Here is a 23,123-nt window from a genome sequence, read left to right as displayed (position 1 = left end):
TCGACTTCGACATCGACGGTCGCGACGTTCGACGGCCGACGGGTGGGGGACACGTACGTAATGCGCGCACTGCGAATACTTTTGATCATCGCGGTGGTTCTCGGCGGCATCTTCGTCGCCGTGGACCGGATCGCGGTGAACATCGCCGAGTCCAAGACCGCTGACAAGATCAAGACCAGCCAGCGGCTCGGGTCGACGCCGGACGTCAGCATCAAGGGCTTCCCCTTCCTCACCCAGGTCCTGGGCAAGGAGCTGGACGAGGTCGACGTGTCGCTGTCCGGGGTCACCGCCACCGCGGGCGGCCACTCGGTCAACGTCACCGAGGTGACGGCGGAGCTGCATTCCGTACGGATCGACAGCAGCTTCTCCTCGGCGGTCGCGGGGCGGGCGGACGGGGCGGCGCAGATCTCGTACGCCGACCTCTCGAAGGCGGCGCCCAAGGGGGCGACGGTCGGCTACGCGGGCGCGGACCGGGCGGCCAAGGGCCAGGTCAAGGTGACCGGCCCGCTCACCGACCTCCTGGAGGGCCAGGGCGTGACGCTGCCGCCCACGATCAAGGCGCTGCTGGCCGGGCGGACGGTGTCGGCGTACAGCACGGTGAGCCTGACCGGCTCGGGCTCGGTACAGCTCCGCGCCGAGGCGCTGCCCCAGCTGCCGGTCCCGGGCTTCGACCAGCGCCTGCGCAAGGCCGTCGACTACGACCTGAAGATCGCCGGGATGCCGTCGAGCATCAAGCTGAACAAGGTGACGGCGACGGAGGCGGGGCTGAAGTTCTCGGGGGAGGGCACGGAGGTCCGCCTGGCGGGCTGACGACCCTCTTCCTGGGGGCTGCGCCCCCAGCCCCTTGGTCTGCGGCCCGCCGTCCCGGTTGTGTCCACCTTCCCCCAAGCTCTTAACGAGCAGGGGGGACCCCCATCGCCCTGCGGAACGCCTGCCCACAACCGGGGGCCGGAAGGGTTGGCCCAGCCAAGTCCGGCGCTCCCGAGCAGATCCAGCGCTGGCCGGCAAAAATCAAGCCCATCCGGCGCTTGAGGAGCGGGGTCCGGGGCGGAGCCCCGAGGGGGTGCAGGGGGGCGGAGCCCCCGCCGGGGTTCGAGGGGCGGAGCCCCTCAGGGGGTCTGGGGCGCAGCCCCAGGGCTCAGCCTTCTCAACCCCTTGCACGGGCGGGCGGGTGGGCAAACCCCTCAGGGGGTCTGGGGCGGAGCCCCAGGAGGGCCGGGGCATCCAACCCCGCGCAACACCGGGGCATCCAACCCCGCGCAACGGGATGGGGGTCCCCCCTGCTCCTCAAGAGCTTGGGGGAGGGTGGGAAAACGCCCTCCCCGCCCCCACCCGCCCGCATCGTGAGACACCCCCGTCCGCAGGGCAGATGCAGACCCCGAACCCCCCACCCCGGGAGGGGCCCGGGGATGCCCCGGGCCGACGGGCGTACCAGTATGCGGATGATCGTGTCTCAGGATGCGACACACCGGTGACACGCCCCGGTTTGCCTCCCTACGATCGGACGCATGAAGCGACAGGCGGACCTCACGAAGCGGCGGGCAGTAGACCTGTGCCGCGTCGCCGCCATGCTCTGTCGCCCCTTCTGAGCGGGACGCTCAACTCCCGCATTCCCCGGGCCCTTTGACCGTGATCAGGGCGTCATCAGGGCCATCCCGTGCCGCGTACGCGCGCCGCGGACGCGTACCCGCACACCCGCACCACCCCCCCCGCAGACTGCCCCGGAGGAGATCAACATGAGCCGCAGCGACGTCCTGGTAGACGCCGACTGGGTCGAGGCCCACATCGAGGACCCGAAGGTCGCCATCGTCGAGGTCGACGAGGACACCTCGGCGTACGAGAAGAACCACATCAAGAACGCGATCCGGATCGACTGGACGAAGGACCTCCAGGACCCGGTCCGCCGCGACTTCATCGACCAGGCCGGCTTCGAGGCCCTGCTGTCGAAGAAGGGCATCGCGAACGACACCACCGTCGTCCTGTACGGCGGCAACAACAACTGGTTCGCCTCGTACGCCTTCTGGTACTTCAAGCTCTACGGCCACCAGGACGTCAGGCTCCTCGACGGCGGCCGCAAGAAGTGGGAGCTCGACTCCCGCGACCTCGTGGACGGCGACCAGGTCCCGAACCGGCCCGCCACCGACTACAAGGCCAAGCCGCAGGACACCTCCATCCGCGCCTTCCGCGACGACGTGGTGAACGCGATCGGCAGCAAGAACCTGGTCGACGTGCGGTCGCCCGACGAGTTCTCCGGCAAGCTGCTCGCCCCGGCGCACCTCCCGCAGGAGCAGTCGCAGCGTCCGGGCCACGTCCCGTCCGCCCGCAACATCCCGTGGTCGAAGAACGCCAACGACGACGGCACCTTCAAGTCGGACGACGATCTCAAGGCCCTCTACGAGGACGAGCAGGTCGACCTGGCGAAGGACACCATCGCGTACTGCCGCATCGGCGAGCGCTCGGCCCTGACCTGGTTCGTGCTGCACCAGCTGCTCGGCCAGACGAACGTCAAGAACTACGACGGCTCGTGGACCGAGTACGGCTCCCTCGTCGGCGTGCCGATCGAGCTCGGCGCCAACAAGTAACCCGGGCGAGCAGCCCCCGCACACCCCCAGACCGTAGACCGTAAGGAAGAACCCATGTGTGGAGCGAAGGCCGGCGGCCCCGACGCCTCGACCATCAAGCCCGGTGAGACCACCATCCAGGGCCAGGTGACCCGCGACGGCGAGCCCGTCACCGGTTACGTGCGCCTGCTGGACTCGACCGGCGAGTTCACCGCCGAGGTGCCCACCTCGGCCACCGGACAGTTCCGCTTCTACGCGGCCGAGGGCACCTGGACCGTGCGCGCCCTGGTGCCGGGCGGCACCGCGGACCGTACCGTCGTCGCCCGGACCGGAGGCCTCGCGGAGGTCGCCATCGCCGTCTGACCGACGGCGCCGCAGTACCGGCCGGAGGGCCGCACCCCGGGGGTTGGACGCCTTGGAATGGGGTGCGGCCCTCCGTGCCGTTTCCGGCCCGGCGTTGCGGTCGTACGCTGGATTTATGTACGCCCGGCGCCGGCGCGGCTACTTCTGGATGATGGGCGGCTGCATCCTGCTCTTCGTGTCCGCCTGGGGTTTCGTGCGCCTGTGGTCGATCCCGGTGGCGGTGGGAATGTGCGTGGTCGCCATGGTGATCCCGCCCATCGCCGCGATGGTCGCCAACCGGCGCGGCCCCGACGACCGCTGGTGGGACGACCCCTCCGGCGACCCGAAGTCCGACGAGTGGTGGGACGAGCTGGACGGCAAGAAACGCCGCCCCTAGCGCCTCAGTACACGAGCGCCTGTACGCCGTCCCCCATGACCTCCTGCACGAAGACCTGCGCGCCCGCGATGCGTACGCCGTCCAGGACGTCCTTCTCGGTGATGTCCCGGCGGGTGGCGCACTGGGTGCACAAGGTGATCTGCCCGCCCGCCTGGATCGAGTCGATGAGGTCCGGCAGCGGCGCGGCATGGGGGAGTTCGAACTCGGCGGCCCGGCCCGGCAGGGCGAACCAGGACGATTCGCCCGTGAGCCACAGGGAGACCTCGACCCCGCTGGCGACGGCGACGGCCGCGACGGTGAAGGCCTGCGAGCACCGCTCGGGCGCGTCGGCACCGGCGGTCACCTTGATCACGAGCTTCTGCTTCGGCATACGCCGAACTGTAATCCGCCCGCCGCGGCCTCCCCGCGCCCGTGCCCCACCGGCGGCGCACCTCACAGAGAGGACCCGCCCCCCACCCATTAGGCTGGGGGCCGGCCCTGACCGCCCCTACACCCGCTCATGCGAGGAGCCCCCCGTGCTTGAGGCTGTTTTCTCCACCCTCCTTGTCCTGGTCTGCGTCGGCGTCCTCGCCTTCGCCGCACTGACCGTCAAGAAGCTGTACCAGGGTCAGCGCTAACCCCGACCGTTACTGAGAGATCGCAGCCTCATGATCGAGATTCCGTCCGACCTCCACCCCGACCTGGTCCCACTGGTCTTCCTCCTCGGTACGTGGGAGGGCGTTGGCGTCACCGACTTCCCCGGCGCCGAGAAGGCGAACTTCGGGCAGTCCGTGACCTTCTCCCACGACGGCCGTGACTTCCTGGAGTACGTCTCGCACTCCTGGATCCTGGACGCCGAGGGCAACAAGGTGAAGCCGCTGGAGTCCGAGTCGGGCTACTGGCGCATCGACAAGAACCGCAAGGTCGAGGTCGTCATGGTCCGCGACCAGGGCATCGCCGAGATCTGGTACGGCGAGCTCGCCCACCAGAAGCCGCAGATCGACCTGGTCACCGACGCCGTCGCCCGCACCCCGGGCGCCACCCCGCACACCGGCGGCAAGCGTCTGTACGGCTACGTCAAGAGCGACCTGATGTGGGTCGGCGAGAAGGCGACCCCCGAGGTCGAGCTCCGTCCCTACATGTCGGCGCACCTGAAGAAGGTCGTCACGCCGGAGCAGGTCGCGGAGATGGCGCGGGGCCTCGGCGATCTCCCGGACGACGGAATCGCGTTCTTCAAGTAGACGGAAGCAGACGGATCGCCTTCGACACGTGGGCAACGGCTCCTGCGCTCCTACACTGGGAGCGTGGTGACCACCGACTGGCAGAGCGACCTCCGTAGGCGCGGCTACCGGCTGACCCCCCAGCGGCAGCTCGTGCTGGAGGCCGTCGACGTACTGGAACACGCGACGCCCGACGACATCCTCACCCAGGTGCGGAAGACGGCGGGCGGCGTGAACATCTCCACCGTGTACCGGACCCTGGAGCTCCTGGAGGAGCTGGGTCTGGTCTCGCACGCCCATCTCGGCCACGGCGCCCCGACGTACCACCTGGCCGACCGCCACCACCACATCCACCTGGTGTGCCGCGACTGCACCCAGGTGATCGAGGCCGATGTGTCGGTGGCCGCGGACTTCACCGCGAAGCTCAGGGACACCTTCGGCTTCGACACGGACATGAAGCATTTCGCCATCTTCGGGCGCTGCGAGGCCTGTGCCGGGAAGGCTTCGATTACCGAGTCGTAGGCTTGCGTACATGAAGAGCCCCCTGCTGTCCCAGCCCGGCGCCGTCCCCGCCGAAGGGCGTGACGAAGGCGTCGCCGCGCACTACGGCGACCTGTTCCGCGAGCAGCGCGCACTGGCCGCCGGAACCGGTCTCGTCGACCTCTCGCACCGCGGTGTCGTCACCGTCACCGGCGACGACCGGCTGAGCTGGCTGCACCTGCTGCTCACCCAGCACGTCAGCGACCTGCCCGCCGGGCAGGCCACCGAGGCCCTCGTCCTGTCCGCGCACGGGCACGTCGAGCACGCCCTGTACCTCGTGGACGACGGCACGACGGTGTGGATCCACGTCGAGCCCGGCACGCAGGGCGAGCTGATCGCCTACCTGGAGTCGATGAAGTTCTTCTACCGGGTCGAAGTCGCCGACCGCACCGGGGAGTTCGCGGTCGTGCACCTGCCCGCCGGGTCCATCGCCGAGGTGCCGGACGGGGTGGTCGTGCGCGAGACGGCGTACGGACGTGATCTGTTCCTGCCGCGCGCCGACCTGGAGAAGTACGCCGCCGAGGCCGGCCCGCTCGCCGGGATCCTGGCCTACGAGGCGCTCCGGGTGGAGGCGCACCGGCCCCGGCTCGGCTTCGAGACCGACCACCGGACGATCCCGCACGAGGTGGGCTGGATCGGCTCGGCCGTGCACCTCCAGAAGGGCTGCTACCGGGGCCAGGAGACGGTCGCCCGGGTCCACAACCTGGGGAAGCCGCCGCGCCGCCTGGTGTTCCTGCACCTGGACGGCAGCGAGGTGCTGCTGCCCGGCCCCGGCACGCCGGTCCGGCTCGCGGCGGACGGCGAGGAGGGCCGCCAGCTCGGCTTCGTCACCACCTCGGCCCGCCACCACGAGCTGGGCCCGATCGCGCTGGCCCTGGTCAAGCGGAACGTTCCGGTGGACGCGGAGCTGCTCGCGGGGAACACCGCGGCGGCACAGGAAGTCGTGGTCGAGCCGTAGGGCTCGGCAAGCCTCAGGGGCTCAGACCTCGACCAGCACCGTGAACGGCCCGTGGTTCGTCAGCGACACCCGCATGTCCGCGCCGAAGCGGCCCGTCTCCACCTGGGCGCCCAGCGCCCGCAGTTGGGCCACCACCTCGTCGACCAGGGGCTCGGCCACCTCGCCGGGGGCGGCCGCGTTCCAGGTGGGGCGGCGGCCCTTGCGGGCGTCCCCGTAGAGAGTGAACTGCGAAATCACCAGCAAGGGCGCATTCACGTCCGAGCAGGACTTCTCGCCCTCAAGGATGCGAACCGACCACAGCTTGCGGGCGAGCTGCGCCGCCTTGTCCGAGTTGTCCCCGTGGGTGACTCCGACCAGGACACACAGGCCCTCGCCGGTGATCTCGCCGACCGTCTCGCCCGCCACGACGACCTTCGCGCCGTCCACCCTCTGCACCACCGCTCGCATGCGCCCCAACCTATGCCACAGACGGGTTCGTCTTCCGAGCGGCTGAACGGGTGCAGTGCACCTGCACGTGTGCATCCGGAGTGGCACGATGCGTACAGGCGGTGCACACCTCGGCCCTTCGGGCCCGGGGTGACCCCGAGCACCGGTCGAGGGGACGGAAAGACCCATGAGCACATCAGGCGCCGGGCAGTCGCCCGGTCCCGTATCGCTGACCCGGACCAACCCGCGTACCGCCGTGCGACCTCCCGTGCAGCGGACCGGTCACCCCCTGCCGCCCCAGCGCGACCACGATCTGGCCGCGCTCCGGCTCGCCGAGCTGCGCACCCTGCGCCGGCAGTCGCAGCGCGACGAGGCCGACCTCAGCTATGTGCGGCGGCTGCTGCACGGCCGGATCGACATCCTGCGGGCCGAGCTGGCCCGGCGCACCGGGCCGCAGGCGCCGGTGGTGGAGCGGCTCGCCGAGATCCTCACGGACGCGCCCTCCTCGCACCGCGCCTCCGCCCGGCACGTCACGCTCTCCGCGCCGCGCAGCGAGGAGTACCGGCTGCTGGCCGCCGAGATGGACGCGGAGGTCGAGCTCTCCGATCTGGCCGCCCGCACGGACGAGGAGCTGCACACCGCGACCGGGCGGCTGATCCGCTACGAGCAGCAGGTCTCGCGGCGCCGCCAGCAGCTCCAGCGGACCGCCGACGATTGCAGTGCCGAGATCGCCCGCAGGTACCGTGATGGGGAAGCACAAGTAGACGATTTGCTCATCTGACCCGCCCGTCCGGAAGCGAACCCTCCGGGGCAGGTCACCTGCCCGGAAGGCCGCACCCCATGACCGCCGTGTCCTCGACGTCCCCGATACCCCCGGTCCTCGCCGAAGTCGTACGTTCCGGGTTCGTCGAGGGCCGTCATCGCGGCTCGCTGGTGGTGCTGGCGGCCGACGGCAGCGTCGAGTTCGCGCTCGGCGACCCGGCCGCGCCCGTCTTCCCCCGCTCCTCCAACAAGCCGATGCAGGCCGCCGCCGTGCTGCGGGCGGGTCTTGAGCTGTCCGGCGAGCGCCTGGCCATCGCCGCCGCGAGCCACTCGGGCGAGGGCTTCCACCTCGATCTCGTACGCACGATGCTGGCCGAGCACGGCCTGACTCCGGACGACCTCCAGACGCCGCCCGATCTGCCGCTGGACGTCGCCGAGGCCGAGACGTACCTGGCGGCCGGCCGCGTCCGCGAGCGCCTCACCATGAACTGCTCGGGCAAGCACGCGGCGATGCTCGCGGCCTGCAAGCTCAACGGCTGGGACCTCGCCGGCTACCTCGACCCGGCGCACCCGCTCCAGCGGCTGGTCCACGACTGTGTCGAGGCGGCGGCCGGCGAGCCGGTCTCCGTGGTCGGCACGGACGGCTGCGGGGCGCCCCTGATGGCGATCAGCCTGACCGGGCTCGCCCGCGCCTTCCGCACCTTCGCGACGGCGGAGGCGGGCTCGCCCGAGGGCCGGGTCGCCGAGGCGATGCGGGCGCACCCCGAGTACGTGGCCGGTACGCGGCGGCCCGACACCTGGCTGATGCGCGAGGTGCCGGGCGTGCTGTCGAAGATGGGCGCGGAGGCGGTGCAGGCGGTGGCCCTGCCCGACGGACGCGCGCTCGCCTTCAAGGTCGACGACGGCGCGATCCGTTCGCTCGGTCCGATCCTGGCCCGCGCGCTCCAACTCCTGGGCGTGGACGGCCCGGTGGTCGACCGGATCGGCCGGGCGCAGCTGTTCGGCGGGGCCGCCGTGGTCGGGGAGATCCGGGCCGCCTTCTGAGCCGGGACGCAGGGAAAATCCGGGCGACATTCCGAGTGAGGGCCGCCTAGCCTGGGCGCCATGAGCGCCCCGGCCGAGCAGCACATCGACGTCCGTACCATCACCGATGCTGAGTACACCGACTGGCTGAAGGCCGTCACCGCGGGGTTTCTGCGGCCGCCGGTGGTGAGCGACGAGGAAGCGGCGGGGCGCCGGGCGCACACCGATCTGAGCCGGTTGCGGGGCGCCTTCGACGGCGGCCGGTGCGTGGCGACGTTCCGGTCCTTCGCGCAGGAGCTGACCGTGCCCGGCGGCGCCGCGCTGCCGGTCTCCGCCGTCACCGGCGTCACCGTCTCGGCCACGCACCGCAGGCGCGGACTGCTGACCCGGATGATGACGGCCGAGCTGTCGGCGGCCAAGGAGCGCGGCGAGGCGGCGGCCACGCTGATCGCCGCCGAGTACCCGATCTACGGCCGGTACGGGTTCGGCCCGGCCACCTGGCTGACCGCGTGGGAGATCGACGCGGGCCGGACCGGCCTCGACCCCCGCTGGGCGGGCCCCGGTGAGGGCGGCCGCATCGACCTGGTGGACGCGGCCGAGGCGGGCAAGCTCGGCGCGGAGATCTTCCGGCGGTTCCGCACGACGCGGCCCGGCGTGGTCAGCCGCGACCAGCGCTGGTGGGACCTGGCCACCGGTCCGGCCCACCGCGACGGCTGGACCCTGCCCTTCTACGCGGTGTACCGCGACGCGGACGGCGAGCCGGCCGGGCTCGCCGTCTACACCGCCGACGAGACGTGGAGCGAGGCCAAGCTGCCCGAGAACACCGCGACGGTGCGGCAGTTGATCGGGCTGACCCCGGCGGCCGAGCGCGCCCTGTGGCACTACCTGTGCTCCATCGACTGGATCCGCAAGGTGCGCACCGGCCACCGCGCCCCCGACGACCTCCTGCCCCTGTACCTGCCGGACCCGCGCGCGGCCAGGGTCATCACCCAGACCGACTACCTGTGGCTGCGGCTGCTTGACGTCGTACGGGCCCTGGAGTCGCGCACGTACGCCACCGAGGGCGCCCTCGTCCTGGAGGTCCTCGACGCCGCGGGCCCGGCCGCGGGCCGCTTCCTCCTGGAGGCCACCCCGGCCGGCGCCCGCTGCACCCCCACCACCCGCTCCGCCGAACTGACCCTGGACGTACGGGAGTTGGCGACGCTGTACCTGGGCGACGAATCGGCGGCGCGGCTGCTGGCGCTGGGCCGGGTCGCGGAGGACCGGCCGGGGGCGGCCGCGCGGACGGACGACCTGTTCCGCACGGCGCGCCGCCCGTGGTGCCCGGACATGTTCTGACCCGCAGGCCCGGTGGGGCGGGGCACGTAGGCTCGCCCCATGGGTAGTGAGGCGGGCCTGCGGGAGCGGAAGAAGCGGCAGACGTACGAGGCGGTGTCGGAGGCCGCGATCGCGCTGTTCCTGGAGCGCGGCTTCGACAAGGTGTCCGTGGCGGAGGTGGCGGCGGCCGCCGGAGTCTCCAAGCCGACCCTGTTCCGCTACTTCCCCACCAAGGAGGACCTGGTGCTGCACCGGTTCGCCGACCACGAGGACGAGGCGGCCCGGGTCGTCGCGGCGGGCCGGGCCGCAGGGGTCGCGCCGCTGCCCGCCCTGCACGCCAACTTCCGGCAGGGTCTCGATCGCCGCGATCCGGTGACCGGGCTCTGCGACAACCCGCACGTGCACGCCTACTACCGCCTGCTGTACGGCACGCCGAGCCTGGTGGCCCGGCTGCACGCGTACCAGAGCAGATCGCAAGAGGCGCTGGCCGCGGAGCTCGGCGAAGGGCTCGGGGCACGGCTCGCGGCCGTCCAGATCATCGCCGTACAGCGGATCATCGCGGAGGAGAACTGGCGCCGGATCGCGGCCGGGGAAGGCGTGGAGGCGCTGTACGCGGAGGCGGTACGGGCGGCGGACCAGGCGTTCGGGCAGCTGGGGGCAGGGCTGGGGGCGGAGTACGGCGGGGGCGCCACCGGCTGACCCCTCGCACGATTGTCGTTACCGGGTAAAAAATGTAACTGAGTTGCATTATTCGTTATCCTGGCGGCATGACGCCTCTCGACCGGGAACTCAGCCAGGAGCGGACCCACCACGACGCCTGCCGGACGGCCCTGGCCGCCATGACCGAGGGCGCCGGAATCCGGGTCGTGAGCGGCGAGAACGCCTTCGCCTCCGGCGCCGACGCCGAGGTGCTCGGCTATCAACTCCGGAGCTGGGCCAAGGAGTTGCGGCAGATGCCGCAGGGGCCGCTGTTCTTCGGCCGGCTCGACTTCGACGCGTCGGCCGACGACGGCCACGGCGGCCAGAGCTACCACATCGGCCGCCGCCGCATCGCCGAACACCCCGCCGCCCCGCCCCTCGTCATCGACTGGCGGGCCCCCGTCTCGCGCCGCTTCTACCAGGCGAGCGCCCGCGCCCCGCAGGGCGTCGCGGTCCGCCGCCGGTTCGGCTGGGCGCCGGGGAGCCTCGGCGCCGCCCAGGACCTGACCGGCCTGGAGGACGAGTACCTGACGGCCGGCGGGGCGACGGGGACCGGCGCGATCCTGGCGGGGGAGATCGAGCGCCCCCGGGTCGGCCCCATGCGGGACATCGCGGCGACCATCCAGCCCGAACAGGACGACCTCGTACGCTCCGCACTCGCCCGGTCCATCTGCGTGCAGGGCGCCCCCGGCACCGGCAAGACCGCCGTCGGGCTGCACCGCGCGGCGTACCTCCTCTACACCTTCCCGCAGCGCGTCCAGCGCCGCGGCCTCCTGGTGCTCGGCCCCAACCGCACCTTCCTCTCCTACATTTCCGAAGTCCTCCCGGCGCTCGGCGAGACGGACATCCGCCAGTCGACCGTGGACGAGGAAATCGTGCGCGGAACGCGCGCCCGCGAGGTGCGCGCGGTGGACGAGCCCGCCGCGGCCGCCGTCAAGCACGACCCGCGGATGGCGCGGGTGCTGCACCGCGCGCTGTACGGACGCGTCGCCCGGCCGCTCAACTCCCTTGCGATACGCGACGGTTCGTACACCTGGCGGCTCTGTGAGGCCGAGCTCGCCGGGATCGTCGCGGCGGTACGGACCGAGGCGCCGCCGTACGCCGTGGGACGGGAGCGGGTGCGCAGCCGGGCGGTCCGGGCGATCCAGCTCCAGGCGGAAGGCCGGGCCGGGCCGGTGAACAGCGCCTGGCTTCAGAAGATCACCCGGGCCCGCCCGGTCAAGGAGTACGTCGACGCGGTGTGGCCCAGGGCGGCACCGGAAGAGGTGCTCGCCGGACTGTTCACCGACCCGGAGGCGCTGGCCGCGTCCGCCGACGGCATCCTCGGCCCCGACGAGCGCAAGGCGCTCCTGTGGCCGAAGCCCCCGCGCTCGTGGAAGTCCGCGAAGTGGTCGGCCGCCGATCTCGTGCTCCTCGACGAGGTGGCGGGGCTGATCGAACACCCCGAGGGATACGGGCACATCGTCGTGGACGAGGCACAGGACCTGTCCCCGATGCAGTGCCGGGCGATCGCCCGGCGCGCCGCCTTCGGCTCGCTGACGGTGCTCGGCGACCTGGCCCAGGGCACCACCCCCTGGGCGGCCCGCAGCTGGCCCGCGCAACTGGCCCATCTGGGCAAGCCGGACGCGGCCGTGGTGCCGCTGACCACGGGGTTCCGGGTGCCGGCCGTGCTCGTGGCGGTGGCCAACCGGCTGCTTCCCGCGCTCGACGTCGACGTACCGGCGGGTCAATCCCTGCGCGGCGGCGGGGAGTTGGCGTTCCGGCGGGCCGCGACGCCCGGGGATCTCGGCGCGGCGGTGGTCGACGCGGTGCGGGCGGCGCTCGGCCGGGAGGGCTCGGTGGGCGTGATCGCGGCCGACCGGGACGTGCCCGCGCTGCGCGCCGACCTCGCGGCGGCCGGCCTCGATGCGGCCGCCCCCGAAGGCCCGGCGGCGGGCGCCCGGGTGGCCGTGCTGCCCGCGACGCTCGCCAAGGGGCTCGAATACGACCACGTGGTGGCCGTCGAACCGGCCGCGATCGCGGCGGCGGAGGACCGCGGTCTCCACCGGCTGTACGTGGTGCTGACGCGGGCGGTGTCCGGCCTGGAGATCGTGCACACCGGACCGCTGCCGGAGGTGCTGGTTCCGCAGGGTTAACGGTCCTGGGATTTCGTTAGAGTGGGCCCGGAGCAGGCCGAGCGAGCGAAGGAACCGGGGTCCCGCCATGAATGCCGCCAAGGAAGCCGAGGGCGTCGAGCCGGGTACGGTGCGGCCGGGCGGGCGGACCGCCCGGGTGCGGGCGGCCGTGCTGCGGGCGGCCGGGGACGCGCTGGTGGAGCACGGCTTCGACCGGCTCGACCTGGCCGACGTCGCACGCCGCGCGGAGGTCGGCAAGACCACCGTCTACCGGCGCTGGTCCACCGCCGCCGGCCTGGTCGCCGATCTGCTCGCCGACATGGCCGAGCAGTCCGTGCCCCGCGCGGACACCGGCTCGCTCGACGGGGACCTGAAGGCGAACGCCCGGCTCGTGGTCCAGACGCTGACCGACCCGCGGCAGGGCGCGCTGTTCAAGGCCGTGATCGCCGCGGCCACCTGCGACGACCGCGCGGCCCAGGCGCTGCGCCGCTTCTATACGACCCGCATCGAGGAGTGGGCGCCCTGCGTCGAGCGGGCCGCCGAACGCGGCGAAGTCCCGCCCGGCACCGACGCGGCCGAAGTCGTCCGCGCCGTCTCCGCCCCCCTCTACTACCGCTTCCTGGTGAGCGGCGACCCCCTGGACGAGGCCGCGGCCGACCGCGCGGCGACGGCCGCGGGGGTGGCGGCGCGCGAGGGCGCGTACGAGGGGTGACGGGGTATCTGCCGGCGCGCAAGGCCGGTTGGCGCGGGGCGGGGGCCCGAAGCCTGTTCGTCCCCAGCGGGCGGCAAAAGGAAAAGGCAAGGAAGTCATCCACTCCTTGCCCTTCTCAACATATAGCGCACCAGGGGGCTTGCGGCAAGGCCCGGGGTGTGCAGCAGAATGATCGACCAAGGCCAGAACCTGCGGAAATAAAAGATTCGCGAAGTATGTGCGTTGTTATCCGCGTATATCGGCGTATCGGGTCCGCAGGAACCTGAAAACCGCGGGTGGGACTCGCGGAGCGGCTGGCCGGAATTCACTTTCGTTCCATGGGGGTTTTCATGATTGACGTGATCGTGGTCGGCGGCGGACCGACCGGCTTGATGCTGGCCTGCGAGTTGCGGCTGCACGGGGTGCACGTGGTCGTCCTGGAGAAGCTGGCCGAGCCGACCGGGGAGCCTCGCGGGCGCGGCCTGCACGCGCGCAGCGTCGAGGTGATGGATCAGCGGGGCCTGCTGGACCGGTTCCTCGCGGTCGGCGAGAAGTTCCAGGTCGGCGGCTTCTTCGGCGGCATCCACAAGCCGTGGCCGGACCGGTTGGACACGGCGCACCCGTACGGCCTCACCGCCCCGCAGCCGGCCACCGAGCGGCTGCTCAACGAGCGTGCCCTGGAACTCGGCACCGAGTTCCGGCGCGGCTGCGAAGTGGTCGGGTTGAGCCAGGACGAAGACGGCTCGGGAGTGACCGTCGAGCTGGCGGACGGCACGCACCTGCGCTCGCGCTACCTCGTCGGGTGCGACGGCGGCCGCAGCGCGGTGCGCAAGCTGCTCGGCGTCGGTTTCCCCGGTGAGCCCGCCCAGGCCGAGACGCTGATCGGCGACATGGAGATGGCCGAGGACCAGGCGACGGTCGCCGCCGTCGTCGGGGAAGTCCGCAAGACCCAACTGCGGTTCGGCACCATCCCCAACGGGGACGGGACGTACCGCGTCGTCGTGCCCGCCGACGGGGTGGCCGAGGACCGTACGACCGCGCCGACCTTCGAGGAGTTCAAGCAGCGGCTGCGGGCGGTCGCGGGCACCGACTTCGGCGTGCACTCGCCGCGCCGGCTGTCCCGGTTCGGCGACGCCACCCGGCAGGCCGAGCGCTACCGGACCGGCCGGGTGCTGCTGGCCGGCGACGCTGCGCACATCCACCCGCCGGTCGGCGGGCAGGGACTCAACCTCGGCGTGCAGGACGCGTTCAACCTCGGCTGGAAGCTGGCCGCCGAGGTCAACGGCTGGGCGCCGGAGGGCCTCCTCGACAGTTACCACGCCGAACGGCACCCGGTGGGCGCCCGCGTGCTGGACAACGCCCGCGCGCAGACCACGCTGATGGGGACCGATTCGGGTGCGATCGCGCTGCGGGGGCTGTTCTCGAAGCTGATGGACTTCGAGGAGGTGAACCGGTACATGACCGGGATGACCAGCGCGGTCGACGTCCGCTACGACTTCGGCGAGGGCCACGAACTGCTCGGCCGGCGGCTGCGGGACGTGAAGCTGAAGCAGGGTCGCCTCTACGAGCTGATGCACGACGGCCGCGGCCTGCTGCTCGACCAGACGGGCCGGCTCTCGGTGGAGGGGTGGGCGGACCGGATCGACCACGTCGTCGACGTCAGCGAGGAACTGGACGCGCCCGCCGCGCTGTTGCGGCCGGACGGCCATGTGGCGTGGGTCGGTGAAGACCAGCAGGACCTGCTCGACCACCTGCCCAGGTGGTTCGGCACCGCGGCCGGCTGAGCGCGCAGCTGCGAGAGGCCGACCCTGCGCCGAGCAGCCGGCTGCGCCGCCGGGCCGGGTTCAACGGCGTGGCCGGACCGGCTCTTCGGCGCTGTGGGGCGCGGTCATGTCGAGCAGGATCATCGCGTCGTGGGCGGGGGTGCCGGGTGCGGCGATGTAGATGCCCAGCCGGTGGCCGGGGGTGCCTTCGAGTTGGAGGCCCTGGAAGTCGAGGGTGATCTCGCCGACCTGGGGGTGGTGGAAGGTCTTCGGCTTCTGCGCGTGGAGGGAGCGGGTGACGTCGTAGCGGTCCCAGAGCCGCGCGAACTCGGGGCTTTTGAGGAGGAGTTCGCCGATCAGCCCGGCCAGGTCGGGTGCGTCGGGGTCGGTGCCGGCCAGGGCGCGCAGGCGGGCGACGCAGCCGCGGATCTGGGTCTTCCGGTCGGCGTAGAGGTCGCGGGCCGCCGGGTGGAGGAAGAGGTAGCGGGCGAGGTTGCGCTGCTTGGCGGGCCAGTTGTCGATGCCGGTGTACAGGGCGAGCGCGCCGGGGTTGGCGGCGAGCAGGTCCAGGGTGCGGCTGGTGACGTAGGCCGGGCTCGGGCGCAGGCTCTCCAGGAGCAGCCGGGCCTTGGGGCTGACCGTGCGGCCCGGGGCGGCCGGAGGCACGGAGGCGATGGGGGTCCCCTCTGATCGAGCGGAGCCGAGAGCTTGGGGGAGGGCGGCGCGGACGGCGAGGTCGCGCAGGTGGTTCTGCTCGTCCTCGTCCAGTTTGAGTGCGCGGCCCATGGCTTCGACGACGGCGTGGCTGGGGCGGGTCTCCTTGCCGCGTTCGAGGCGGGTGTAGTAGTCGATGCTCACCCCGGCCAGCGCGGCGACCTCCTCGCGACGCAGGCCGGGGGTGCGGCGTACGCCGATGCCGGGGGTGAGGCCGACGTCGGCCGGGGTGATCTGGGTGCGCCGGGCGCGCAGGAAGCGCCCCAGTTCCGTACCGCCGCCGTCGTGCTGCCGCTCGGGTGCCATAGGACCAGTGTGGTGCGCCCGCGACCTGCGCGCTGGGGGCGAGGGGGGCCGTATCGCACCCCCCGTCGCGCTCCCCGGAACGGCTCGCCCTGCCGCGTGGCGGCCGACGGGGGCACGGTTGAGGAAGAGGGCAGATCACCGACATCGCCGAGGGCTACCGCCTCATGAACGACCGCGAGGCCCTCAAGGTCCTCATGCGCCCCTGACCGACGTTCCACCGCCGCGCACTGTCCAGGGAAGCCACGCCGCGATCCTGTGGCGGCGAACACTATTGCAAGCATGTGCTTGCAATAGTTAGCAGGGTGGGTCACCATCGGAGCATGGCATCGCTCAACGTCGGCAATCTCGGCGAGTACCTGCGCGAGCAGCGGCGCAATGCGCAGCTGTCGCTGCGGCAGCTCGCCGATGCCGCCGGGGTGTCCAATCCGTATCTGAGTCAGATCGAGCGCGGGCTGCGCAAGCCGAGCGCGGACATTCTGCAGCAGCTCGCGAAGGCGCTGCGGATCTCCGCCGAGACGCTGTACGTGCAGGCCGGGATTCTCGACGAACGCTCGCCCGAGGCGGCGGGGACGCGGAGCGTCATTCTCGCCGACCCCTCGCTCAGCGAGCGTCAGAAGCAGGTACTGCTCCAGATCTACGAGTCCTTCCGCAAGGAGAACGGGCTCGACAGCGACACACCCCGCACGGCCGACGGCAGCGGTGCCGGCGGCAGTGATGCCGACCACCCTCAAGCGAGCAACTGAGCACTGATCCGGGAGGACAGTCATGGCCATCACCGATGACCTGCGCAAGACCCTCACCGACCCCACCCCCCTCTACTTCCTCGCGGGCACGGCGGACCTCGCCGGGCAGCAGGCCAAGAAGGTTCCGGCGCTGATCGAGAAGATCCAGGCCGAGGCCCCCGAGCGCATCGAGGCCGTGCGCCGCACCGACCCCAAGGCCGTGCAGGAGAAGGCCGCCGCACGGGTCAAGGTGGTGCAGACCGCCGTCACCACCCGGGCCAACGAGTTCCTCGGCGCCCTCGACGGCGACCTCAAGAAGCTCGGTGAGAACGCCCAGGACCTGGCCCTGCGCGGCGTCGGCGTCCTCGCCGAGTACGCCGTGAAGGCGCGCGAGGGATACGACAACGTCGCCGAGCACGGCCAGGACGTCGTCAAGCAGTGGCGCGGCGAGGCCGCCGAGGAGATCGCCGAGCTCGGCGAGGTCGTCGGGCCCAGGGACGAGCCCGGCAAGGACTCCACGAGCGACGACTCCGCCAAGGCCGACGCCCAGGCCGGCTCCGGCGCCGACGGGGCCGACAGTGCCGGGGACAAGCCCGCCGCCAAGAAGGCCACCGCGCGCAGGACCCCGGCGAAGAAGCCCGCCGGCAAGTCCGCCGAGTAGTCGTTCCGGCGTCGTCCCGGCGTCGTCCCGGCGTCGTTCCGGAGTCGTTCCGGTGATCGTTCAGCGGTCGTTCCGGTGGCCGGTCGCCGCCGGTTCGCGGGCGGGCATCTTTCGGGTGTCCGCCCCGTTGTACTAGTACCTTGGCCGCGAGGCGCTCTCCACTGGTTAGGCGGTGCACATCATGTTGCTCACGGGATTCAGCCTCCTTACGTCACTGCTCTATCTCGGGTTGCTCGTCATCGCCGTGGTGGCGCTGCTCTTCGCCCTCCTCGCCCGCGAGGACGCGTACCGCGCGGCCGACAAGAAGACCAAGCCGTTCTGGCTGGTGATTCTCGGCCTCACGGTCGTGGTGAACCTGTTCGTGCCCGTGCTGATCCTGCAGCTCGCCGGTCTCGTCGCCTCGATCGTGTTCATGGTGGACGTACGGCCCGCACTGCGGCAGGTGTCCGGCGGGGGCCGGGGCGGCCGCCGTGGCGGCGGCTCCAGCAGCGACGGTCCGTACGGGCCGTACAACGGCGGTCGGTAGACGACCCCGAGTTCCCGGCGCGCGCCGGCAGGGCCTCAGCCCTGCCGGCGTTTGCGCTCCAGGAGCACCACCGCCACGTCGTCCGTCAGCTCGCCGCCGTTGAGTTCGCGGGCCCGGGTCACCGCCGCTTCGAGCAGTGACTCGCCGCGCAGCCCGGACGCCAGCTGGCTGTTGATCATTTCCAGCATGCCGTCCTGCCCGAGCCGCTGGTTCCCCTCGCCCGTGCGGCCCTCGATCAGGCCGTCGGTGTACATCAACAGGCCCCATTCGCGGCCGAGTTGGACCTGCCGCCGTGGCCAGCGCGCGCGGGGCAGCAGGCCGAGGGCCGGGCCGCTGTTCTCGTACGGGAGCAGATGGGCGCGGTCGCCCCGGGCGATCAGCGGGGCCGGGTGGCCGGCCAGGCACAGGCCGGCGCTGCGGCCGTCGGGGGAGATGTCGACGGTGCAGAGCGTCGCGAAGATCTCCTCGCTGTCGCGTTCGTGCTCCAGGACCTGCTGCAGGGTGGAGAGCAGCTCGTCGCCGCACAGGCCCGCCAGTGTCAACGCCCGCCAGGCGATGCGGAGTTCGACCCCGAGGGCCGCCTCGTCGGGGCCGTGCCCGCACACGTCGCCGATCATCGCGTGGACGGTTCCGTCGGGCGTACGCACCGTGTCGTAGAAGTCGCCGCCGAGCAGTGCCCGGGAGCGGCCGGGGCGGTAGCGGGCGGCGAAGCGCAGGTCCGAGCCCTCCAGGAGCGGGGTCGGGAGCAGCCCGCGCTCCAGGCGGGCGTTCTCCTGGGCGCGCAGCCGCGACTCGGCCAGCTTGTACTGGGCGGTGTCCGCGCGCTTGCGCTCCACCGCGTACCGGATGGCGCGGCTGAGCAGCTTGCCGTCCAGCTCGTCGCGGAAGAGGTAGTCCTGCGCGCCGACGCGCACCGCTTCGGCCGCCCGCTCCGCGTGGGTGGACGGGGTGAGGGCCAGTACGGCGTGGCGCGGGGCGAGGCGGAGCAGATGGCGCAGGGCGGCGAGCTCGTCGTCGGGGTCGCGGCCGGGCAGCGCCAGGTCCAGGAGTATGCAGTGGACGTCGTCGGTGAGCAGCCGCTCGGCCTCGGTGAGGTTGCGGGCGGTACGGATCCGGCCCCGGGTGCCCGCGGCGTCGAGGAGCTCGTGCACGGTCAGGGTGCCCGCCGGGTCGTCCTCGATCACCAGCAGGTTGAGCGGGCCGTCGCCGGCGCAGTTCGCAGGGGCCTGCGGGGCCGCTCGCTGGTGCGGTACGGGTACGTGCTGGGATGCGGGCATCGTCGGTTCCGGTTTCCTTCCCTCCCCCCGAGGGCGGGGGAGCGCCGGTCGGCGCCCCACCAGCCGGGACCCTAGCGTCATCCACGGGCGCGGCGGAATGGCGTACGGCGGCCGATCGGTACGGGTCGGTTGGCATATGCCGCATGCCCGATTTGTCCGGCCCTCAGGAAGTTGCTCCCTGCCCGCCCGGACGTTTTCCGGCTGCCCTGCCGTACGCGGCGCGGGTGTCCGGACGGACGGGCGCGGAGGAGATATGGGCGGGATGTGGGCGTGTGGCGGAGGGGCGCGGGCGTGATCCCGGGGTCGGGCCGGACGGGCATGCGGGCGTACTCGGGGCGGGTCGCGGGCCCGGTCGGGGCCCGGACCCGTCGCCCTGCCTGTCCGGTCGCGTGTCCGGCTACATGTCCGGTCGCACGGCGCCGAGGATCGGCATGGAGCCGGCGCCGGTGATCGTCACGTTCCGGCCGGGCCGGGGCGAGTGCACGATCGCTCCGTCGCCGATGTACATCCCCACGTGCGAGGCGTCGGCGAAGTAAATGATCAGGTCGCCCGGCCGCATGTCCTTGATCGCGACGCGCGGCAGCTGCGCCCACTGCTCCTGCGAGGTGCGCGGGATCCCGTGGCCGGCGGCGAGCCAGGCCTGGGAGGTCAGGCCCGAGCAGTCGAAGGAGCCGGGACCCTCGGCGCCCCAGAGGTACGGCTTGCCGATCTGGTCGGTCGCGAACTTCACGGCCTTCTTGCCCTGCTCGCTCGCGCTGCCGCTGATGGCCTTCAGTATGCCCGTGCTCAGCCAGGCGGTCTGCGAGTCGAACTCCTTCTTCCGCTCCAGCTCGGCCAGGCGCTGGCGATCCTGCTCCTTGAGCTGGGACTGGAGCTTCTCGGCCGCCGAGATCTTCTCGGTGATGTCCTTCTTCGCGGCTTCCTTCTTGACCCGGTTGTCCTCCAGGTTCTTCCACTGGGCGGTGGCGTCCTTGCCGTACGCCGCCAAGTCGGCCTGGGTCTGGTTCAGTTCGGTGAGCAGGCTCTGGGCGGCCTGCTGGCCCTCGCGGAACCGGTTCGCGCCGTCGAGGAAGGAGCCGGGGTCGCCGCTGAGCATCATCAGCGCGCCGGGCGGCAGGCCGCCGTTGCGGTACTGCATCCGCGCGGTGGCGCCCGCCCGGTCCTTGAGGTGCTTGATCTTCTCCTGGCCCTGGACTATCTGCTGGGCCAGCTGCACGATCTGCGCGGACTGCGCCTTGGTCTGCTCCTCGGCGAGGTTGTACGCGTCGGTGGCCACGGCCGCCTGCCGGTACAGGTCGTCGATCTGCTTGCCGACCTCGTCGAGCGTCAGGGGCTGCTGCCCCGGCGCTCCGCCGGACGGCGTCGGCGCGGGGTCGGCGAACGCCGTGCCCGGCGCGGCCAACACGCTCAACGCGCACACCAAAGTGATCGCGGTCGCTAAACGGCGCTTCTTCGGCACTGGAAACTCCCCCTCCGGCCAACCCCGGCCCCACACCGGACAATCCGAACCTGATTTACCGTCAGTAACATCCCGGTAATGTCCGCGATGCTGCCACGACCTCCGCCAAAACGACAGGGGCGCACGGCACCTGACGGGTCACATCCCCTCGTGTGGGACGAACGGAGCGCGCCGCGCGTTCCCCCGGTGACGGGAGTTCACCTGCGCGATGTCCGGGGCCCGTGCCGCGGCAGCCTGCGGGTCCGGACTCAACGGGGCGCCAGCGCCGCCCAGTTGACCGTGACCTCGCCCTGCCGCCAGCGCCGTACGCCGTCCGCGAGCGGCCAGTCGGCCGACAGATCCCGTACCGCCCTGATCCACCGCTGCCGCGCGCCGAGCGAGGCGTACGGGGCGGCCGCCGCCCACGCCCGGTCGAAGTCGCGCAGGAACGCGTGCACCGGCTCGCCCGGGACGTTGCGGTGGATCAGCGCTTTGGGCAGCCGTTCGGCGAGGTCGGAGGGGCGGTCGAGGGAGCCGAGCCGGGTCGCGAAGGTCACCGCGCGCGGGCCGGAGCGGTCGAGCGCGACCCACACGTGGCGGCGGCCGATCTCGTCGCAGGTGCCCTCGACGAGCAGCCCGCCGGGCGCGAGCCGTGCGCACAGCCGGGCCCAGACGGCGGCCACCTCGGCCTCGTCGTACTGGCGCAGCACGTTCGCCGCGCGGATCAGCATCGGCGGCTCGGCCAGCGGCACCTCGAAACCGCCGTGCCGGAAGGTGAGCCCGTCGCGCTCGTACGGCTTGGCGGCGGCGACCCGGGCGGGCTCGATCTCGATGCCGACGACCGAGACGGCGGGGGCCGCGGTGCGCAGCCGCTGGAGGAGCTCCACCGCGGTCCAGGGGGCGGCGCCGTACCCGAGGTCGACGGCGACGGGGGCGTCCGCGCGGCGGAGCGCGGCCCCGTGCGCGTCGGCGATCCAGCGGTCCATGCGGCGCAGCCGGTTCGGGTTGGTGGTGCCGCGGGTGACGGTGCCGACGGGGCGTTTCGCGGACGGGGCGGGTGGAGCCATACGACGAGGGTAGGGGGCGGGGCGGGCGCGGCTTCCGGCCGCAAAGCGGTGGGACCCTCCGCTCCGGTGCGGCGCCCGGGGCCGGGCTGCCAGTCCCGGCCTCCCGTGTCCGGCAACTTTTTGGCAAAGTGGAAATGAAAGGCCGGATTCCGGTGTTCGGGGCTGTGGAGGGGCGTGCCCGCATGCCCGTCTCCGGAGGGGGCGCGTTGGCATGCCCGTTCCGCGTCCGAAGGCAGTGCCCCGAGCCGAGGAGGACCTCGACGTGAGCCAGTACGTGTCCCGGTTCGCCGGCACCCTGGCGGGGCCGCCCCGGCTCCGGCTTCCCGGCGGCCACCGCAAACCGCGCCGGGTGGCCATGCTCAGCGTGCACACCTCCCCGCTGCACCAGCCGGGGACGGGCGACGCGGGCGGCATGAACGTGTACATCGTGGAGCTCGCCAAGCGCCTCGCCGCGATCAACATCGAGGTCGAGATCTTCACCCGGGCCACCACGGGCGGGCTCGCGCCGACCGTCGAGATGTCGCCCGGAGTGCTGGTCCGGCACATCGACGCGGGTCCGTACGAAGGCCTCGCCAAGGAAGAACTGCCGGCCCAGCTGTGCGCCTTCACGCACGGCGTGATGCAGGCCTGGGCGCTCCACCGGCCGGGCTACTACGACCTGGTCCACTCCCACTACTGGCTCTCCGGCCACGTCGGCTGGCTCGCCGCCGAACGCTGGGGCGTGCCCCTCGTCCACGCCATGCACACCATGGCCAAGGTCAAGAACGCGGCGCTCGCGGAGGGCGACACCCCCGAGCCGGCCGCGCGCGTCATCGGCGAGACGCAGATCGTCAACGCGGCGGACCGGCTGATCGCCAACACCGCCGAGGAGGCCGACGAACTGGTCCGCTTCTACGACGCCGACCCAGGCAAGGTCGCCGTCGTACACCCCGGGGTGAACCTGGACCGGTTCCGCCCGGCGGACGGACGGACGGCGGCGCGGGCCCGGCTCGGCCTGCCCCGGGACGCGTTCATCCCGGTGTTCGCGGGCCGCATCCAGCCCCTGAAGGCACCGGACATCCTGCTGCGGGCGGCGGCGGACCTCCTGGACCGGGACCCCTCGCTGCGCTCGCGGATGATCGTGCCGATCGTGGGCGGGCCGAGCGGCAGTGGCCTGGCGAAGCCGGAGGGCCTGCAGAAGCTGGCGGCCCGGCTCGGCATCAGTGACGTCGTACGGTTCAAACCCCCGGTCGGCCAGGACCGTCTGGCGGACTGGTTCCGGGCGGCGTCCGTCCTGGTCATGCCGTCCTACAGCGAATCGTTCGGCCTCGTCGCCATCGAGGCGCAGGCGGCCGGCACCCCGGTGGTCGCGGCCTCGGTCGGCGGCCTTCCGGTGGCGGTACGGGACGGATCGACGGGCTTCCTGGTGCGGGGCCACGACCCGAAGGACTACGCGACGGCGCTGCGCCGCTTCGTACAGGACCCCGCGCTGGTGCAGCGCATGGGCGACGCGGCCGCCCGCCACGCCCAGTCCTTCGGCTGGGGGACGGCGGCGTCGGCTACGGCCGACGTGTACACGGCAGCGATGCAGGAGCACCGGCGCAGGGTGCGGGCGCGGCACGGATGAGGTGCGCGGCCGGC

General features: G+C 72.3%; 25 protein-coding genes. 19 read left to right on the top strand and 6 right to left on the bottom strand.

Features of this window, described 5'->3' with window-relative positions; translation table 11 throughout:
* The first annotated feature begins 60 nt into the window (after positions 1-60).
* The 5 genes from ACIQ8J_RS25045 (at position 61) to ACIQ8J_RS25025 (ending at position 3,300) form a co-directional block, all read left to right on the top strand.
* On the top strand, positions 61-810 hold the full coding sequence (locus ACIQ8J_RS25045; protein ID WP_403274443.1) for a DUF2993 domain-containing protein: 750 nt from the start codon (positions 61-63) through the stop codon (positions 808-810).
* A 698-nt stretch (positions 811-1,508) separates the two neighbouring features.
* Positions 1,509-1,589: an Ms5788A family Cys-rich leader peptide gene (locus ACIQ8J_RS25040; RefSeq protein ID WP_350751515.1), complete on the top strand. Its 81-nt coding sequence runs from the start codon at positions 1,509-1,511 to the stop codon at positions 1,587-1,589.
* A 147-nt stretch (positions 1,590-1,736) separates the two neighbouring features.
* Positions 1,737-2,582, top strand: coding sequence for a sulfurtransferase (locus tag ACIQ8J_RS25035; RefSeq protein WP_403274445.1), 846 nt, complete (start codon positions 1,737-1,739; stop codon positions 2,580-2,582).
* A 54-nt stretch (positions 2,583-2,636) separates the two neighbouring features.
* Positions 2,637-2,924, top strand: coding sequence for a DUF1416 domain-containing protein (locus ACIQ8J_RS25030; protein ID WP_018527919.1), 288 nt, complete (start codon positions 2,637-2,639; stop codon positions 2,922-2,924).
* Positions 2,925-3,039: 115 nt separating this feature from the next.
* Positions 3,040-3,300 carry a DUF3099 domain-containing protein gene (locus ACIQ8J_RS25025; protein ID WP_403274446.1) on the top strand — a complete coding sequence of 87 codons (261 nt, stop codon included), beginning with the start codon at positions 3,040-3,042 and terminating at the stop codon, positions 3,298-3,300.
* 4 nt (positions 3,301-3,304) lie between these two features.
* On the opposite strand, the gene ACIQ8J_RS25020 is transcribed toward ACIQ8J_RS25025, so the two are convergent.
* The gene (locus ACIQ8J_RS25020) at positions 3,305-3,670 is read right to left on the bottom strand and encodes a DsrE family protein (RefSeq protein WP_403274447.1); all 366 of its coding nucleotides are present in this window, start codon (positions 3,668-3,670) and stop codon (positions 3,305-3,307) included.
* 277 nt (positions 3,671-3,947) lie between these two features.
* Here ACIQ8J_RS25020 and ACIQ8J_RS25015 point away from each other — a divergent pair, with 277 nt between their 5' ends.
* The 3 genes from ACIQ8J_RS25015 to ACIQ8J_RS25005 all read left to right on the top strand — a co-directional run bounded on the left by ACIQ8J_RS25015 (position 3,948) and on the right by ACIQ8J_RS25005 (position 5,997).
* Entirely contained in the window at positions 3,948-4,520 is a 573-nt protein-coding gene (locus ACIQ8J_RS25015) for an FABP family protein (protein ID WP_403274449.1), read from the top strand.
* Positions 4,521-4,583: 63 nt separating this feature from the next.
* Complete coding sequence (locus tag ACIQ8J_RS25010) at positions 4,584-5,021, top strand: Fur family transcriptional regulator (RefSeq protein WP_403274450.1); 438 nt, start codon at positions 4,584-4,586, stop codon at positions 5,019-5,021.
* Positions 5,022-5,031: 10 nt separating this feature from the next.
* Positions 5,032-5,997, top strand: a complete 966-nt coding sequence (locus ACIQ8J_RS25005; RefSeq protein WP_403274451.1) for a YgfZ/GcvT domain-containing protein — start codon at positions 5,032-5,034, stop codon at positions 5,995-5,997.
* Between the two features lie 21 nt (positions 5,998-6,018).
* Here the strand turns inward: ACIQ8J_RS25005 and dtd are convergent, their stop codons facing one another.
* Positions 6,019-6,444, bottom strand: coding sequence for a D-aminoacyl-tRNA deacylase (gene dtd, locus ACIQ8J_RS25000; protein WP_403274452.1), 426 nt, complete (start codon positions 6,442-6,444; stop codon positions 6,019-6,021).
* Positions 6,445-6,610: 166 nt separating this feature from the next.
* Between dtd and ACIQ8J_RS24995 the strand changes: the two genes are divergently transcribed.
* From ACIQ8J_RS24995 to rox, 7 genes are all read left to right on the top strand, one after another.
* A complete protein-coding gene (locus tag ACIQ8J_RS24995) occupies positions 6,611-7,204 on the top strand; it encodes an ABC transporter substrate-binding protein (protein ID WP_403274454.1) in 594 nt (197 codons plus the stop codon).
* A gap of 59 nt (positions 7,205-7,263) precedes the next feature.
* Complete coding sequence (locus tag ACIQ8J_RS24990) at positions 7,264-8,229, top strand: asparaginase (RefSeq protein WP_403274456.1); 966 nt, start codon at positions 7,264-7,266, stop codon at positions 8,227-8,229.
* Between the two features lie 60 nt (positions 8,230-8,289).
* A complete protein-coding gene (locus tag ACIQ8J_RS24985) occupies positions 8,290-9,546 on the top strand; it encodes a GNAT family N-acetyltransferase (protein ID WP_403274457.1) in 1,257 nt (418 codons plus the stop codon).
* 39 nt (positions 9,547-9,585) lie between these two features.
* Positions 9,586-10,224 (top strand): TetR/AcrR family transcriptional regulator, encoded by a 639-nt coding sequence (locus ACIQ8J_RS24980; RefSeq protein ID WP_403274458.1) that lies wholly within the window; start codon positions 9,586-9,588, stop codon positions 10,222-10,224.
* Between the two features lie 68 nt (positions 10,225-10,292).
* Positions 10,293-12,359 (top strand): HelD family protein, encoded by a 2,067-nt coding sequence (locus ACIQ8J_RS24975; RefSeq protein WP_403274459.1) that lies wholly within the window; start codon positions 10,293-10,295, stop codon positions 12,357-12,359.
* 67 nt (positions 12,360-12,426) lie between these two features.
* Positions 12,427-13,050, top strand: a complete 624-nt coding sequence (locus tag ACIQ8J_RS24970) for a TetR/AcrR family transcriptional regulator (protein WP_403274460.1) — start codon at positions 12,427-12,429, stop codon at positions 13,048-13,050.
* 329 nt (positions 13,051-13,379) lie between these two features.
* Complete coding sequence (gene rox / locus ACIQ8J_RS24965; RefSeq protein ID WP_403274461.1) at positions 13,380-14,813, top strand: rifampin monooxygenase; 1,434 nt, start codon at positions 13,380-13,382, stop codon at positions 14,811-14,813.
* Between the two features lie 60 nt (positions 14,814-14,873).
* Here rox and ACIQ8J_RS24960 read toward each other — a convergent pair whose 3' ends face one another.
* Positions 14,874-15,812 carry a helix-turn-helix transcriptional regulator gene (locus tag ACIQ8J_RS24960; RefSeq protein ID WP_403274463.1) on the bottom strand — a complete coding sequence of 313 codons (939 nt, stop codon included), beginning with the start codon at positions 15,810-15,812 and terminating at the stop codon, positions 14,874-14,876.
* A gap of 320 nt (positions 15,813-16,132) precedes the next feature.
* On the opposite strand from ACIQ8J_RS24960, the gene ACIQ8J_RS24955 reads away from it, so the two are divergent.
* From ACIQ8J_RS24955 to ACIQ8J_RS24945, 3 genes are all read left to right on the top strand, one after another.
* Complete coding sequence (locus ACIQ8J_RS24955; protein ID WP_403274464.1) at positions 16,133-16,555, top strand: helix-turn-helix domain-containing protein; 423 nt, start codon at positions 16,133-16,135, stop codon at positions 16,553-16,555.
* A 22-nt stretch (positions 16,556-16,577) separates the two neighbouring features.
* Entirely contained in the window at positions 16,578-17,195 is a 618-nt protein-coding gene (locus ACIQ8J_RS24950; RefSeq protein WP_403274465.1) for a hypothetical protein, read from the top strand.
* Positions 17,196-17,376: 181 nt separating this feature from the next.
* A complete protein-coding gene (locus tag ACIQ8J_RS24945; RefSeq protein WP_399052985.1) occupies positions 17,377-17,721 on the top strand; it encodes a DUF2516 family protein in 345 nt (114 codons plus the stop codon).
* A 35-nt stretch (positions 17,722-17,756) separates the two neighbouring features.
* On the opposite strand, the gene ACIQ8J_RS24940 is transcribed toward ACIQ8J_RS24945, so the two are convergent.
* The 3 genes from ACIQ8J_RS24940 to ACIQ8J_RS24930 all read right to left on the bottom strand — a co-directional run bounded on the left by ACIQ8J_RS24940 (position 17,757) and on the right by ACIQ8J_RS24930 (position 21,503).
* On the bottom strand, positions 17,757-18,998 hold the full coding sequence (locus ACIQ8J_RS24940) for a PP2C family protein-serine/threonine phosphatase (protein ID WP_403274467.1): 1,242 nt from the start codon (positions 18,996-18,998) through the stop codon (positions 17,757-17,759).
* A 397-nt stretch (positions 18,999-19,395) separates the two neighbouring features.
* Entirely contained in the window at positions 19,396-20,418 is a 1,023-nt protein-coding gene (locus ACIQ8J_RS24935) for an NlpC/P60 family protein (protein WP_403274561.1), read from the bottom strand.
* A 287-nt stretch (positions 20,419-20,705) separates the two neighbouring features.
* The gene (locus ACIQ8J_RS24930) at positions 20,706-21,503 is read right to left on the bottom strand and encodes a class I SAM-dependent methyltransferase (protein ID WP_403274469.1); all 798 of its coding nucleotides are present in this window, start codon (positions 21,501-21,503) and stop codon (positions 20,706-20,708) included.
* Positions 21,504-21,765: 262 nt separating this feature from the next.
* Between ACIQ8J_RS24930 and mshA the strand changes: the two genes are divergently transcribed.
* Complete coding sequence (gene mshA / locus ACIQ8J_RS24925) at positions 21,766-23,109, top strand: D-inositol-3-phosphate glycosyltransferase (protein ID WP_403274562.1); 1,344 nt, start codon at positions 21,766-21,768, stop codon at positions 23,107-23,109.
* The last annotated feature ends 14 nt before the right edge of the window (positions 23,110-23,123 follow it).

This window comes from Streptomyces sp. NPDC094147 (assembly GCF_044764265.1).
GTDB lineage: Bacteria > Actinomycetota > Actinomycetes > Streptomycetales > Streptomycetaceae > Streptomyces.
Note: the sequence above shows the minus strand (reverse complement) of the source record. Positions and strands in the feature narration are given on the sequence as shown.

Excerpts from the sequence above, each read along its gene's own strand:
- ACIQ8J_RS24970 (WP_403274460.1), top strand. The coding sequence starts at position 12,427 with ATGAATGCCGCCAAGGAAGCCGAGGGCGTCGAGCCGGGTACGGTGCGG.
- ACIQ8J_RS24985 (WP_403274457.1), top strand. The coding sequence starts at position 8,290 with ATGAGCGCCCCGGCCGAGCAGCACATCGACGTCCGTACCATCACCGAT.
- ACIQ8J_RS25015 (WP_403274449.1), top strand. The coding sequence starts at position 3,948 with ATGATCGAGATTCCGTCCGACCTCCACCCCGACCTGGTCCCACTGGTC.
- rox (WP_403274461.1), top strand. The coding sequence starts at position 13,380 with ATGATTGACGTGATCGTGGTCGGCGGCGGACCGACCGGCTTGATGCTG.
- ACIQ8J_RS25005 (WP_403274451.1), top strand. The coding sequence starts at position 5,032 with ATGAAGAGCCCCCTGCTGTCCCAGCCCGGCGCCGTCCCCGCCGAAGGG.
- ACIQ8J_RS24930 (WP_403274469.1), bottom strand. The coding sequence starts at position 21,503 with ATGGCTCCACCCGCCCCGTCCGCGAAACGCCCCGTCGGCACCGTCACC.
- ACIQ8J_RS24975 (WP_403274459.1), top strand. The coding sequence starts at position 10,293 with ATGACGCCTCTCGACCGGGAACTCAGCCAGGAGCGGACCCACCACGAC.
- ACIQ8J_RS24995 (WP_403274454.1), top strand. The coding sequence starts at position 6,611 with ATGAGCACATCAGGCGCCGGGCAGTCGCCCGGTCCCGTATCGCTGACC.
- ACIQ8J_RS24960 (WP_403274463.1), bottom strand. The coding sequence starts at position 15,812 with ATGGCACCCGAGCGGCAGCACGACGGCGGCGGTACGGAACTGGGGCGC.
- ACIQ8J_RS24940 (WP_403274467.1), bottom strand. The coding sequence starts at position 18,998 with ATGCCCGCATCCCAGCACGTACCCGTACCGCACCAGCGAGCGGCCCCG.
- ACIQ8J_RS24955 (WP_403274464.1), top strand. The coding sequence starts at position 16,133 with ATGGCATCGCTCAACGTCGGCAATCTCGGCGAGTACCTGCGCGAGCAG.
- ACIQ8J_RS25020 (WP_403274447.1), bottom strand. The coding sequence starts at position 3,670 with ATGCCGAAGCAGAAGCTCGTGATCAAGGTGACCGCCGGTGCCGACGCG.
- ACIQ8J_RS24950 (WP_403274465.1), top strand. The coding sequence starts at position 16,578 with ATGGCCATCACCGATGACCTGCGCAAGACCCTCACCGACCCCACCCCC.
- ACIQ8J_RS24945 (WP_399052985.1), top strand. The coding sequence starts at position 17,377 with ATGTTGCTCACGGGATTCAGCCTCCTTACGTCACTGCTCTATCTCGGG.
- ACIQ8J_RS24990 (WP_403274456.1), top strand. The coding sequence starts at position 7,264 with ATGACCGCCGTGTCCTCGACGTCCCCGATACCCCCGGTCCTCGCCGAA.
- ACIQ8J_RS25040 (WP_350751515.1), top strand. The coding sequence starts at position 1,509 with ATGAAGCGACAGGCGGACCTCACGAAGCGGCGGGCAGTAGACCTGTGC.
- dtd (WP_403274452.1), bottom strand. The coding sequence starts at position 6,444 with ATGCGAGCGGTGGTGCAGAGGGTGGACGGCGCGAAGGTCGTCGTGGCG.
- ACIQ8J_RS24980 (WP_403274458.1), top strand. The coding sequence starts at position 9,586 with ATGGGTAGTGAGGCGGGCCTGCGGGAGCGGAAGAAGCGGCAGACGTAC.
- ACIQ8J_RS25030 (WP_018527919.1), top strand. The coding sequence starts at position 2,637 with ATGTGTGGAGCGAAGGCCGGCGGCCCCGACGCCTCGACCATCAAGCCC.
- ACIQ8J_RS25045 (WP_403274443.1), top strand. The coding sequence starts at position 61 with ATGCGCGCACTGCGAATACTTTTGATCATCGCGGTGGTTCTCGGCGGC.
- ACIQ8J_RS25025 (WP_403274446.1), top strand. The coding sequence starts at position 3,040 with ATGTACGCCCGGCGCCGGCGCGGCTACTTCTGGATGATGGGCGGCTGC.
- ACIQ8J_RS25035 (WP_403274445.1), top strand. The coding sequence starts at position 1,737 with ATGAGCCGCAGCGACGTCCTGGTAGACGCCGACTGGGTCGAGGCCCAC.